The 13,493-nt window shown below is 47.0% G+C and carries 11 protein-coding genes; 3 read left to right on the top strand and 8 right to left on the bottom strand.

Annotated features, from left to right (window positions below):
- Nucleotides 1–139 precede the first annotated feature (139 nt).
- A complete protein-coding gene (gene fabB / locus K0H61_RS06360) occupies nt 140–1,351 on the bottom strand; it encodes a beta-ketoacyl-ACP synthase I (protein ID WP_220051870.1) in 1,212 nt (403 codons plus the stop codon).
- 137 nt (nt 1,352–1,488) lie between these two features.
- On the opposite strand from fabB, the gene mnmC1 reads away from it, so the two are divergent.
- Nucleotides 1,489–3,648: an FAD-dependent 5-carboxymethylaminomethyl-2-thiouridine(34) oxidoreductase MnmC1 gene (gene mnmC1, locus K0H61_RS06355; RefSeq protein WP_220051869.1), complete on the top strand. Its 2,160-nt coding sequence runs from the start codon at nt 1,489–1,491 to the stop codon at nt 3,646–3,648.
- Between the two features lie 110 nt (nt 3,649–3,758).
- Here the strand turns inward: mnmC1 and K0H61_RS06350 are convergent, their stop codons facing one another.
- The 6 genes from K0H61_RS06350 to prmB form a co-directional block, all read right to left on the bottom strand.
- On the bottom strand, nt 3,759–4,310 hold the full coding sequence (locus K0H61_RS06350) for an RNA methyltransferase (RefSeq protein WP_220051868.1): 552 nt from the start codon (nt 4,308–4,310) through the stop codon (nt 3,759–3,761).
- 3 nt (nt 4,311–4,313) lie between these two features.
- Nucleotides 4,314–4,595, bottom strand: coding sequence for a YfcL family protein (locus K0H61_RS06345; protein WP_220051867.1), 282 nt, complete (start codon nt 4,593–4,595; stop codon nt 4,314–4,316).
- A 99-nt stretch (nt 4,596–4,694) separates the two neighbouring features.
- On the bottom strand, nt 4,695–5,828 hold the full coding sequence (locus K0H61_RS06340) for an ATP-NAD kinase family protein (RefSeq protein WP_220051866.1): 1,134 nt from the start codon (nt 5,826–5,828) through the stop codon (nt 4,695–4,697).
- Between the two features lie 49 nt (nt 5,829–5,877).
- Nucleotides 5,878–7,053: an MFS transporter gene (locus K0H61_RS06335; protein WP_220051865.1), complete on the bottom strand. Its 1,176-nt coding sequence runs from the start codon at nt 7,051–7,053 to the stop codon at nt 5,878–5,880.
- A gap of 90 nt (nt 7,054–7,143) precedes the next feature.
- Complete coding sequence (aroC, locus tag K0H61_RS06330; protein WP_220051864.1) at nt 7,144–8,238, bottom strand: chorismate synthase; 1,095 nt, start codon at nt 8,236–8,238, stop codon at nt 7,144–7,146.
- A gap of 113 nt (nt 8,239–8,351) precedes the next feature.
- Nucleotides 8,352–9,296 carry a 50S ribosomal protein L3 N(5)-glutamine methyltransferase gene (prmB, locus tag K0H61_RS06325; RefSeq protein ID WP_220051863.1) on the bottom strand — a complete coding sequence of 315 codons (945 nt, stop codon included), beginning with the start codon at nt 9,294–9,296 and terminating at the stop codon, nt 8,352–8,354.
- An 80-nt stretch (nt 9,297–9,376) separates the two neighbouring features.
- On the opposite strand from prmB, the gene smrB reads away from it, so the two are divergent.
- A complete protein-coding gene (gene smrB, locus K0H61_RS06320; RefSeq protein WP_220051862.1) occupies nt 9,377–9,907 on the top strand; it encodes an endonuclease SmrB in 531 nt (176 codons plus the stop codon).
- 123 nt (nt 9,908–10,030) lie between these two features.
- Here the strand turns inward: smrB and sixA are convergent, their stop codons facing one another.
- Nucleotides 10,031–10,501 (bottom strand): phosphohistidine phosphatase SixA, encoded by a 471-nt coding sequence (gene sixA / locus K0H61_RS06315; protein ID WP_220051861.1) that lies wholly within the window; start codon nt 10,499–10,501, stop codon nt 10,031–10,033.
- A gap of 170 nt (nt 10,502–10,671) precedes the next feature.
- Here sixA and K0H61_RS06310 point away from each other — a divergent pair, with 170 nt between their 5' ends.
- Nucleotides 10,672–13,461, top strand: coding sequence for an insulinase family protein (locus K0H61_RS06310; protein WP_220051860.1), 2,790 nt, complete (start codon nt 10,672–10,674; stop codon nt 13,459–13,461).
- Nucleotides 13,462–13,493: the final 32 nt, after the last annotated feature.

Raw genomic sequence — 13,493 nt, 5'->3', positions numbered from 1 at the left:
TTAAAATATTAGAGTGAAGACTTTAATGTGTGGGAATTCTAGCAAGAGTTTGCATTGCGATACCAATCAAATAGCTAGATTGGCGTGAAATGGCAATTAAAAAAGGAAGCCTAGGCTTCCTTTTTTAATTTTTAACGCCTTATTTGTACTTACGCATCACTAAGGTTGCGTTAGTACCGCCGAAACCGAAGCTGTTGCTCATCACAGTGTTCAGCTCTGCCTCACGGTACTCACGTACGATTGGCATGTCGGTCGCCGCTTCATCGAGGTTGTCGATGTTAATGCTTGGGGCGATAAAGTTATTTTCCATCATGATTAAGCTGTAGATAGCTTCATGCACGCCTGCAGCACCTAACGCGTGACCGGTCAGAGACTTAGTCGATGCAACCGGTGGGCACTTGTCACCAAATACGGTGCGCAGCGCTTCAAGTTCACGTACGTCACCTACTGGGGTAGAAGTACCGTGGGTGTTAACGTAGTCAACTGGGGTATCCACATCGGCCAGAGCCATTTGCATACAACGCACAGCGCCTTCGCCAGATGGGGCAACCATGTCGTAACCGTCTGATGATGCACCGTAACCGACGACTTCTGCGTAGATTTTTGCGCCACGAGCCAGAGCGTGCTCCAACTCCTCAAGAATTAAGATACCGCCACCGCCAGAAATGACGAAACCATCACGGTCCGCATCATAGGTGCGAGAAGCTTTTTCTGGGGTGTCATTGTACTTAGTCGACAACGCGCCCATTGCATCGAAACCCATGGTCAGTGTCCAATCCACTTCCTCAGAACCACCGGCAAACACCATATCCTGTTTACCCATTTGGATAAGTTCTACGGCGTGACCAATACAGTGAGCACTGGTTGCACAAGCTGAACTGATCGAGTAGTTAATGCCTTTAATTTTGAACGGGGTCGCTAAACACGCGCTGGCTGTACTCGACATGATACGTGGCACAATGTAAGGACCTACGCGTTTTACACCCTTTTCACGCAGTGTGTCGGCTGCTTGAACTTGGTTAGAAGAAGATGCACCGCCGGTGCCCGCCACTAAACCAACGCGTGGATTTGAATATTGTTCTTCAGTTAACTGAGCATCGTTAATGGCTTCTTGCATTGCAATGTAAGCATATGCCGCAGCATCACCCATAAAACGCAGTGCTTTACGGTCAATTAGCTCAGAAGGATCTAATTTGATGTTGCCCCATACATGACTACGCAGTTGCATTTCTTCAAACTGAGCGGAATGAGTAATACCACTACGGCCCGCTTTGAGTGACTCACTCACTTCTTGCTTGTTATTACCGATACTTGAAACAACACCCATTCCGGTGATCACGACTCTTTTCATTTTATTGCTATCCATTGTGTACATGTCAGTACCTACTTTTGCTGAGCCAATAGTATCCGTTTTGACTCAATTAAGTGGTCAGCTTTCCATAAAGGCAGGTAAAATAATGCCCAATATGAGACCGAGAGTATATTTCTTTGACTACCGAGCCCAAAATATTTAGGCAAATTAAGCGTGATTACAAACAATTAATCAACCTTTATCCCCAAAACCACGCAGCCAATGCATATTATCTCGACAAATTAAGCCCATTTTTGCTTAAAGACTTTGCAGAAAGCACTAAGCCGTTACAGGTGTTTGGCCAGTTGGGTTTAGGTTCTGGGCTTGAGCTACTTGCACTTATCCATTTTTGGCAGCAGCACAGCAGTCAACGCATTTTGTTCAAAGTCTTTGAACCCAATCCGATTAACTTTGAGGAGCTCGATTCCCTATGGCAGCAAAGTGAACTCTTAAAAGCCAATCAAAAATTGCAACCCATTGCTGACGCACTCATTAACGCAAAACCAGCGCGCATTGTAGGCTGCCAGAGATTACTCTTTGATGACGGACGCATCACCATCGATCTGCATTTTGGTGAGCTGAATCAACAGTTAACTCAACTGCCACACTGCGATCAATATCCTATTCAGCGCTGGTTGGTATTATCCCATAGCAGTGACGACAAGTGCGGTGTTGACAAGCCCAGTATCAGTTCAACGCTTGATAGTAAAACCCTGTGGCAAATGGCGCGTTTAAGTCATGATGATGCCGTTATCGTCAGCGATGACTTTGATAATAATAGTGGTATTAATAAGTTAGCCAAACTCGCCAAGGACTGCGGTTTTGGCATTGTTAACTTGGATGATGTTTTAGCGCAGAGCCTTAGCAATTTCACGGCGAAGCAGGCAGCGAGTGATTGCGATGATATTTTACGCCACGAGCGTAAGGTTCTGCGTGAGCACAGTGCAAAGCAGTTCGCCTATAATCCCCTCTCCTCAAACGAGCAAGCGGTAAATGCCCTCAAAGATAACGGGGAAACCCAAGGTCACATCGCCATCATCGGCGGAGGGCTTGCGGCAGCGAATCTTAGTTTATCCTTGGCCGAGCGCGGTCAATCATCGTTGCTGTTTTGCAAAGACAGTACATTAGGTCAGGGCGCATCGGGGAATCGCCAAGGCGCCATCTATCCCCTGCTCACCTCTGAAAACGATGAATTGAGTCGCTTCTTTCAACAGGCGTTTTTATTCAGTCGCCGCCGGATTGAAGCCTTAAGTGCACCATCGCAGCATTCACAAGATTCGCATCAACAGCAATCACAACCGTCGCTTCCTCGCATTTCCCATGACTTTTGTGGCGTGCTGCAAACCGGTCACGATGAACGCAGTCAACAGCGCTTAGATAAAATTATCGATAATCAAGCCTGGCCTGCCGAAATTGCCTACCGCGTTGATGAGGCAGAGGCTAATAAAATTGCTAACTTAGGTATTGATAAGGCGGGGTTTTATTATCCCCTCGGCGGCTGGGTCTGCCCCTTTGAATATGCAGAGGCGGCACTTGCCAAGGCAAAGCTGCTCGCTGATGTCACGGCTCATTTTAATACTGAGATTATCGATATCACTCAAACCGAACAGGGCTGGATATTAACGAGTGCAACCGAGCAATTTGGACCATTTAATCAGTTAGTGCTGGCAAATGGCGCCGATGTGACGGCGTTTTCCGCGAGTCAAAGACTGCAGATTAGCCCATTTCGCGGTCAGGTGAGTCATGTTCCCGCCCAGTTTAAGCTAAGCACACTTGCTACCGTGCTGTGCGCCAACGGTTATCTAACCCCAAGTCACGAAGGCCTACATTGCCTCGGCGCGAGCTATGTCAAATCCCCCGAGCACTTGGATTTTTGCCCCGAGGAGCAAGTCGAGAACCTCGGCAAAATGCATGAAAGCTACCCCAATCAACCCTGGGTTGAGGATATTGATATCAGTGGAAACAGCGCCCGAGTTGGCGTGCGTATGGTGACTCGGGATCACTTCCCGATGATGGGCTGCGCCCCCGATGTCGATGCCATTCTTAACCGTTATGAGCGCCATCAATTAACCAAGGAAAGCCGCATTTACTGGCAAACCACCTCAGCGCCAACGCTTTCTGGGCTTTATATTCTGGGAGGCTTAGGCTCAAGGGGCTTAAGCTCGGGGCCTCTGGCGGCGGAATGTTTAGCGGCGCAATTACTCGGTGAGCCAGTGCCACTCGATTGGCCAACCTTGACCAAACTTAACCCGAATCGCATGTGGATGCGTAAGCTGCTAAAGGGTAAATCCTTATAAGTGTCTATTTCTGTTCTAAAGTTGATAAACAAAAAGGGATTAAGTCAGACTTAATCCCTTTTTGTTGCTATTGAGCAATTATTACGGCTCTATATTAATCTAACCCGAAGTTATTTTTTAGCTTTCACTCGAGTGCGATTATTGTTATCACGGCTTTGACGGATAAGCGCATCACCATCCAGGCAGGCTAAGGCCTCACTACGATGGGCCTTAGCCAGTCTATCGTAAAGCACCACGTTGACTGACGCAGCAAGATTCATACAGCCCACGGTCGGCACATAAACGACGGCATCCGCCCTATCGATAATATCCTGACCAATAGTGCCATCTTCGGGGCCGAAAACATAAAAAGCTTTTTCGGGATGTTCAAAATCCGGCAAAGCTGTTGCGCCCACAACGAGATCCACACACACCAGCTTGGCATCTGCTGGGATCACATCAAGCAAAGAGGCAACGCCCTTTAAGGGAATGCGCTCGGCCGCGCCTTGGGTATCAGCATTGTATTGCAGCGGACCACGCGCGGCATATTCATACCGCTTACCTGTGTAAAACACCGCATCGACACCGTAACATCCCGATGCGCGCATAATGCCGCCCACATTGGTGGGCGTTTTGGGGTTGACTAGGCCAATACAAACCGTGGGCTGGATTTCAATCGCCATCGATTATGCCGCTAGAAAGCTTGCAATCTGAGTGTGTAGCTGTGACCACGCAGTCTCAACTAAAGCAAAGTCATCATCATTTAGCTCTTCGCGCGCTAAAGCTAAACATTCAGTCATTTTATTCTCAAGGGCATCGAAGGAGCTCTCGCCCAGTTCTTCAAGCTGTGACAACACCACAGCCACATGGCCCTGTAAATAACCACAGGCAAACAACGCATCGTCATCACCGTGGCTAACGACACTTTCAATCCACTGCTCTAGTGCTTCTTCGTAACGCTCTAACATCGAGAGAACTCTCCACTTAATATATCGGGGCACGTAACGCATCTGGCCAATTAAGACATTTAGTCTTAGCTATACAACCGTCAGTTATACAGGCTCAGCTTATAAATCAGGATTTGCCACTTGGTACATAACGTAATCGTGGAAACCTGTGGTCACTTTGTAATAGCCACAAAGTTCACTATCTAATTGAGGGTCGCCACTATCCACAATTAATGGTCGTCCTTCAAGTGCTTTTAGCTTAGTTTTTGTGGCGAGGATAATAATATTGTCCTTACCGATGCGACGAATCAGTTCCGGCGAGAGCTGCTGATTGCCTCGACCTAGGATGTGCCCTTGACCGCCAATCAACGTAATCACCAACTTTGTCGGCTTGTTCTCGGTCATCTCCAACAATTGCTTGGCGGTTAAATCACTGGCGATTAAGGTTTGATCTTGAATGAGATCGACGCCTAAAAGCGTATTATCGATACCAAGCTCTTCCATCACAAAGGCGACGGTACTGCCAGAGCCCATAATGTAGAGCTCATCTTCCATCTGCTGAATAACATCGGCGGCAATATCGGCAAGCACTAACTCATCGACTTCCTTACCGCCCATCTTCACCGCCTGCACGTAGCGCGGCTCTGCTGGGACTAAGAGCTCGCCAAAACGTTTGGCGCGAACATTGCCCTGACGAAACGCCACTTCATCAATATCCATGACATAGGCGGTCATTAGGCTCACTAGCTCACCATCGAGCAACATCTTCACAACCTTACCTGAGGCATTTGGGGTTATGCCATAAACGCCCGAGTGGATTTTCACCCCCGCAGGCACGCCAAGCACGGGTAACTTTTCATCGATTGCGGCCTTTTCGAACACGCTATAAACATCGCGCGCCGTGCCATCGCCACCGGCAAACAGCAATAAATCTAATGTCTCTTTAAGTAAGGCATTCACTACGGCATGGGTATCCAATGCCGCGGTTTTTTCAGGGGTTTGATACACCACGCGGGTCGTAAAACCCAAGGCCTTGGCGGCATCTTCGCCCATGACGCCAGAGGCCGTGATAATTTCAATTTCGCCTTGATAGCCTTTAATCACCTCAAGGGCCTGCATCATACGTTTCGCCGCTTTGGGCTCAGCACCAAGCGCCAGCGCCTCTTCAGCGACACCGTCACTGCCCTTAAGGCCAACACTGCCCCCTAAACCCGCAAGGGGATTGATGACTAAACCTAGACGAAATCGATGCACCTTATACTTCTCCTAACTCAACAGCTTTTAATTTATTTTTATGAATTTATTATGCAGCCTGTGCGCTACTGGCTGATTTATCCTTGGGGATAAACAGCACCGCTAACATGGCAGCAAAGGCGCAGCTCGCTGCAAACACCCAAGACCACACTGCGCCGCTACCATCGCCCCAAATATATCCGCAAATCCAAGTGCCCAGTGCGCCGCCCACACCAAAGCTTAAACTAGCATAGAGCGCTTGCCCCTGACTGCGATGACTGGCATCAAAATGCTTATGCACAAATTGAATCGAAGCGGCGTGGGTAAGCCCAAAGGTAAAGGCATGTAAAATCTGGCTTAACGCCAAATACCCCATATTTTGCACCCCAAAAGCCACTAACAACCAACGCACCACTGTCATGGCGATACTAACAATCAGCAGAATGCGCACACCGTAGCGACCGAGCAAGCGGGGTGCAAACATAAACATCACAATTTCGGCCATTGCGCCCATGGCGACAAAAATCCCCGCAGCAGCTTCAGAGTAGCCTGCTTGCTTAAGATAGAGCACAAAGAACCCATAGAAAGGCCCCGCGCTCATCTGCAGCAACATGGCCGAAAACATAAACCACAGTATGGGCTTAGACCAAGTCATTGAGGTGCTAGCGTCCCCAATAGGTCGTACCGCGCGATTAGCTGGCAGCGGCAAGGCACTAATCAACATGCCGGTAAAGAGCGCGAAACCAATATAAGGGAGTATCTCTGTTCCCCATTGCTCAATCGCAAAGCCAGCGCCCACCACCAGACAGATATAACCAACGCTACCAAAACTGCGTATTTGGCCATAACGATTCGCCTCTGTACCTAAAGTCTCGAGGGTAATCACCTCAAGCTGTGCCAAAATGGCATTCCAGAAAAAGGTAAACAGCGCCAAGCTCAATGCCATATAGGCAAAACCGCCATGATAGAAAAAGCTTAAATAAGCCACCATGGCGGCGATTGCGCCAAGCTTCACGAGTTCGGCGCGCATGCCAGTGCGGTCGGCCACTTTAGCCCAAACATTGGGGGCAATGATGCGAGTAGCCATTAAAATCGCAAGTAAAAATCCGATTTCCTGGGGGGTAAATCCACGATTTTCGAAGAAGACCCCAAGGTAGGGGATCATGGTACCAAGAATGGAAAAGAAGAAAAAATAACAGGCAGCAAGCCAACGCAATTGCTGGCTACTGCTGGAGATAATTGGCATTACTACCTTCCAAACTCTACGAGTATCTGCATTAGGCAATGAGTATCGGGATGGGCAATGCCCACTCTCGCTAAATGCCAGCGCGACTTGCTAACGCATTCCAATAACGGGGGTTTGACTACGAACATCGTGATTTTGCGCGCGATGTCTTAATAAATGATCCATTAACACTATCGCCAACATAGCTTCAGCAATAGGTACGGCGCGAATACCTACGCAAGGATCATGGCGACCTTTAGTCACCACCTCAGCCATTTCACCCTGAACCGTCATGCTTTGACCTGGCACGCTAATACTCGACGTTGGTTTAAGTGCCATATGGGCAATAATCGGCTGCCCCGAAGAGATGCCTCCTAAAATGCCGCCAGCATGATTAGATTCAAACCCCTGAGGCGACATTAGATCGCGACCTTCAGAGCCCTTTTGAGTCACAACACCAAAGCCATCACCAATCTCAACACCTTTTACGGCGTTGATGCCCATGAGAGCATGGGCGATATCGGCATCGAGCCTGTCAAAGACTGGCTCGCCTAATCCCACGGGCACATTGGTGGCAATCACTGACACCTTGGCACCTACGGAGTCGCCAGATTTTTTAAGCTCGCGCATATATTCATCAAGCGCGTCTAATTTACTGGCATCAGGGAAGAAAAACGCATTGTGCTCGATTTGACTAAAATCTATCGTTTCGGCACAAATTGGCCCAAGTTGGGATAAATAGCCTTGGATTTCAATGCCGTGAACTTGTTTTAAATACTTTTTCGCCACCGCACCCGCGGCAACACGCATCGCAGTTTCGCGGGCCGATGAGCGGCCACCACCGCGGTAATCACGCATGCCATATTTTTGCTGATAGGTGTAATCGGCATGACCTGGGCGAAATAAATCTTTGATATTGGAGTAATCTTGGCTGCGTTGATCGGTGTTTTCGATCAGAAGACCAATAGAGGTTCCCGTGGTTTTACCTTCAAACACCCCAGATAAAATCCGGACTTCGTCGGGCTCACGGCGAGCAGTAGTGTAACGTGATGTGCCAGGACGGCGGCGGTCTAAATCATGTTGCATATCGGCTTCGGTTAAATCGAGCCCCGGTGGACAACCATCAATAATGCATCCAAGTGCAACACCATGACTCTCACCAAATGTTGTCACTATAAAATTTTGACCAATACTGTTTCCTGACATCCGCTTTGTACACCTTAGGTTATTTGTTCATCGCTCCGCGCCCAGCTGCGGCTGGACAATTCTCTTTCCCGCTGCAAGCCTAACTGGCAGCGGGAAAAGACTCAACCTAATTATTAGTGCGTTTCGCCGTAGGCTGAAAATAACGCCTCATGCTCAACTAATTGGTCGCGGGTTAATACGAACACACCGTCACCGCCGTGCTCAAAGCTCACCCAAGTGAATGGTACTTCAGGGAATTGCTCCATCAGATGCACCATCGAATTTCCCACTTCAACGACCAATACGCCCGTTGGCGTGAGGTACTTAGCCGCATTGGCCAAAATTTGCTTAGTGAGATCTAAACCATCGAACCCCGAAGCTAAACCAATGGCAGGTTCATGGTGATATTCATCAGGCATATCGCCAATATCTTCCGCATCCACATAAGGTGGGTTTGAGACGATTAAATCGTACTGCGGCCCTTCAGGAATGGCTGAAAACAGATCTGACTGCATCGGGAAGACGCGGTCCATCACCCCTAAGGACTCAATATTGATTTGCGCCACATCTAATGCGTCTTCACTGATATCCAGTGCATCAACTTCGGCTTCATCAAACTCATGGGCGCAGGCAATCGCAATACAGCCACTGCCAGTACATAGATCCAGAATGCGATTGACAGGCTTGCCGTATAACCATGGCGCAAAACGGTTGGCGATCATTTCAGCAATCGGTGAACGGGGCACTAATACACGCTCATCGACATAGAATTCTAAACCTGCGAAGCGTGCTTTGTTGGTCAGATAGGGTACTGGCAGACGCTCACGAACGCGGCGGATGATAAGTTCAACAATCTTATGTTTTTCACTGCTGGTTAAGTTACTTAAAATAACTTGTTGACCGATTTCTTCGGGCAAATGTAACGCATGGAAAACTAAGGCAATGGCTTCGTCCCAAGCATTATCGGTACCGTGGCCATAATACACATTGGCATCATTAAAACGGCTAACTGCCCAACGCAACATGTCGCCAATCGTGCGTAACTCTGTCACAGCTTCATCTACAAAGATCTTATCCAAAACGTGCTCCCGCTAGTTTGTTCGCTAACATTGTAACTGAACTCTATTCAGAAACCATAGGATTCAATAGAATACCCAGTATGAATACGAACGACGATAACGAAGGCATGGCGATGTTTGCACAGCTTATCGATGGTATAAAGCCCATCAAACAGGATAAGCAGCATTTTCGCACGCCGATAAAAACCAAACAGGAAATCGAACTGAAAGAGCAGCAATTACATGCTAACAGTTATTTCTCTGATACTTATCAACCCCTGCTCCCTGTGCAAGGGCCAATGCGTTGGCTCGAGGAGGGTGTTGACAGTGTAGAACTGAAACGCCTAAGACGTGGTGATTATCAGCCGGATTTATTGCTCGATTTACACGGCTATCGTCAGTCGGAGGCCAAGCTTGAGCTGGCGGCGCTAATCCAAGCCTGTGTTAAGCAACAGAGCCAATGTTGCTGCGTGATGCATGGCTACGGCACTGGAATACTGAAACAACAAGTCCCTATGTGGTTAGTGCAGCACCCTATGGTTAAGGCCTTTCATCAGGCGCCGAAGGAATGGGGCGGCGATGCTGCACTGCTGGTGCTTATTGATATTGGCGACCAGCCCCATCGACGATAAATTGGTCTAGTGTTGAAATAACCACATGCAAAGAACCTGTTATAGAAACAGATCCTAAGAATCATAAACAAAAAGCCCACTTATAATAGTGGGCTTTTTGTTTTCTAATTATTCTCTCAGCCTTTAGCTGATACTGTGAGGGGCATGCTGCCAAACAATGGATGCTTGTTCTTCATGCTTATCAATCAAGGTAATGCCGGAGGTTGCAAACAGCGGTGGCTCAATGCCTGCCACTAATTCGCTGACCATATAGCCTAATAGCGGCATATGGGAAATCACCAGCACCTTATCGGCCTTATAGAGCTCAGCATAAGCAACAACTAGGGCGGCCACATTGGCAGGATCGCCAGAAGGAACGAGGTCATCAACCACCAACCACTTACGCGGCTCAGGAAAATGCTGACTAACCTCCTGCCAAGTTTGCTGGGCGCGTAGGTAAGGACTAACCAGAACAAGGTCAAAATCATTGACGCTTCGCGTTAACCAATTACTCATTAAGACAGTATGGTGTCTTCCTAAATCAGTTAATGTTCTATCTCTATCCGATTGAGCATTGAACCCTGCATCCCCATGCCTCATCAAAAATAGCTGCATACTTCTCTCGCTACCCACACTTGTTTTTGTTTTACCCAATTGTAGCCCTAAAATCACTTTCAACAAAACATACAAACATTAATCTTTAGTCGATAAGCGTAAGAGTTATTTGCTAAAAAGCGGCAAGACTATCAATATATAACAAGCCCCATTGTTTGTCGGAGATTTATTTGCAAGCCTCTCAGTCTATTTACAAAAGTCCAAATGATCTCCGCCAATATCGCTATATTGTTCTGGATAACGCCCTGCGTGTATTACTGGTTGAAGATTATGATGCTAGCCAAGCCGCAGCCTCAATGGCGGTCGGGGTTGGGCATTTTGACGACCCCGAAGATAGACCCGGCATGGCGCATTTTTTAGAGCATATGCTGTTCCTAGGCACAGAAAAATTCCCCGATTCAGGCGAATACCACGCCTTTATCAATCAACATGGTGGCAGCAACAACGCTTGGACTGGCACTGAACATACCAATTTCTTTTTTACCATTAACGCGGATGTCTTCGCAGAATCCTTAGACCGTTTTAGCCAGTTTTTTATCGCCCCTAAATTTGATCTTGATTTAGTGGATAGGGAGCGCCAAGCGATTGAGTCTGAATTTAGCCTCAAGCTTAAAGACGATATTCGCCGCGTTTACCAAGTGCTTAAAGAAACGGTAAACCCTAAGCACCCTTTCTCTAAATTCTCAGTAGGTAACCTTGTTACTTTGGGTGGCGAACAGGCACAAGTGCGCAGCGAGTTACTCTCATTCTATCGGAGCCATTACAGCGCCAATCTAATGACACTCTGTTTAGTTGCACCTATCCCACTCGATGATTTACAACATTTAGCGACACATTTTTTCAGCGATATACCAAATTTAAACCTAGTCAAGAATTACCCTAAAGTTCCCCTGTTTTCGGCCAATGAATTGCTTAAACAGGTCAATATCACGCCGCTGAAAGAGCAAAAACGGTTAAGTATCAGTTTTAGTTTTCCTGGGATTGATAAATATTACAAAAGCAAACCCCTGACCTACATCAGCCATATTCTTGGCAACGAGAGTAAGGGCAGCCTCTTTTCCTATTTAAAAGAACAAGGTCTGGTGAATAGCCTTTCCGCTGGGGGCGGTGTCAATGGCTACAATTTCAAAGATTACAGCATTGGGTTACAACTCACAGACAAAGGCCTTACCGAAATCGATGAAATCGTAAAATGCTGCTTTGAATATATCGAGCTGATTAAAACCCAAGGTTTAGAAGAGTGGCGTTATTTGGAGCGGGCAAACCTGCTAAAACTCGCCTTTCGCTATCAAGAACAGGTTAAATCCCTCGACTTGGCCAGTCATTTAAGCATTAACATGCAACATTACGAAGTCGAAGACTTGGTCTTTGGTGATTATCGTATGGATGGCCTTAATGTTGATGAAACTCTAGAACTTTTAAGTTTGATGACGCCACAGAATATGCGTTTACAGCTTGTCGCACCATCGCTAAATACTGAGCGTCAAGCCAGTTGGTACCATACGCCCTATCAAGTGGTAAAAATCTCGCAGGAGTCACTAAGCCATTGGCAAGTGAGCGATATTCGTCCTGAGCTTAAATTACCCGAGGCTAATCCCTTTATTGTCGCCGATAGTTTAGCTCGCCCCGATAAGAGTGAAGTTGCCGTGCCTGTGATCGTAGCTGAATCCAAGGGATACCGGATTTGGCACCGCAAGGACGATGAATTTAATGTCCCCAAAGGACATATGTATTTGTCGCTCGATTCAGAGCAAGCTAGCCAAACAGCCAAACATGCTGCCCTAACCCGCTTATATGTGGAAATGCTACTTGATTATTTGACTGAGCCTACCTACCAGGCCGAAGTTGCCGGATTGAGTTACAACATTTATCCCCATCAGGGCGGGATCACACTGCATTTATCGGGTTTTACTGGAAATCAAGAAACCTTATTAGCGCTGCTTATCCAAAAAGCCCGTGAGCGTAACTTTACCGAAGATCGATTTAAACTGATTAAATCCCAACTTCTTCGCAGTTGGCGAAATGCGGCGCAAGCCAAACCTATCTCGCAGCTGTTCACTAGCTTGACTTCTACGTTACAAAAGCGGAGTTATGAGCCAGCGCGAATGGCACAAATGCTGGAAGAAATCACCCTTAACGACTTACATAATCATGTGCGAGCTTTTTACGAGAAAATTTATCTTGAAGGGCTAGTCTATGGGGATTGGTTAGTCTCTGAAGCACAAGCGTTAGGGAAACGCTTAGAGCATATTCTTTCATTAGTATCGAGTCCTAGTGCTGAGTCGACCCGTGAATTAATCAATTTGACTGGACAAGGAACCCTATTACGGGAACTAAATATCGACCATCAAGATAGTGCGATTATCGTATATTATCAGTCATCTATCGCCACCCCTGAAAAAATGGCGATTTTCAGTTTGTTAAATCACACTATGTCGTCCACCTTCTTCCACGAACTGCGCACCGAAAAACAATTGGGCTATATGGTCGGCACAGGTTATTTGCCACTAAACCGTCATCCTGGGCTGATATTTTATATTCAGTCACCCAATACCGGCCCACTGCATTTACTCGAAGCCATAGATGAGTTTATTGCCGATTTTAATTATGCCGTCATGCAAATAACCAATGACGAATGGGAAAGCACCAAGCAAGGCCTAATAAATCAAGTGATGGAACACGATGCGAATTTAAAAACCCGCAGCCAACGTTATTGGACCAGTGTTGGTAATCGTGATTATCAATTTAATCAGCGGGAATTAGTTGTCGCTGAAATAGAGAAGCTCACTCGACCCGATTTGCTTAAATTTATGATGCAAAAAATGCGCACAAAGCACTGTGATCGCCTCGTGTTATTCAGTACTGGTGCCGAGCATTGGGGACAAACGGCTTTAATGTCAGATAAAATGATCACAGATTTAAAACTTTTTAAACAGAGCACAGATAAGTTCAATTTTTAAACCTGAAATATTTTTCTATATCGTTCAACCTA

The sequence above is a fragment of the Shewanella acanthi genome (assembly GCF_019457475.1).
Lineage (GTDB): Bacteria > Pseudomonadota > Gammaproteobacteria > Enterobacterales > Shewanellaceae > Shewanella > Shewanella acanthi.
The sequence above is the reverse complement of the archived record's forward strand: the minus strand, read 5'-3'. Positions and strand labels throughout refer to the sequence as shown.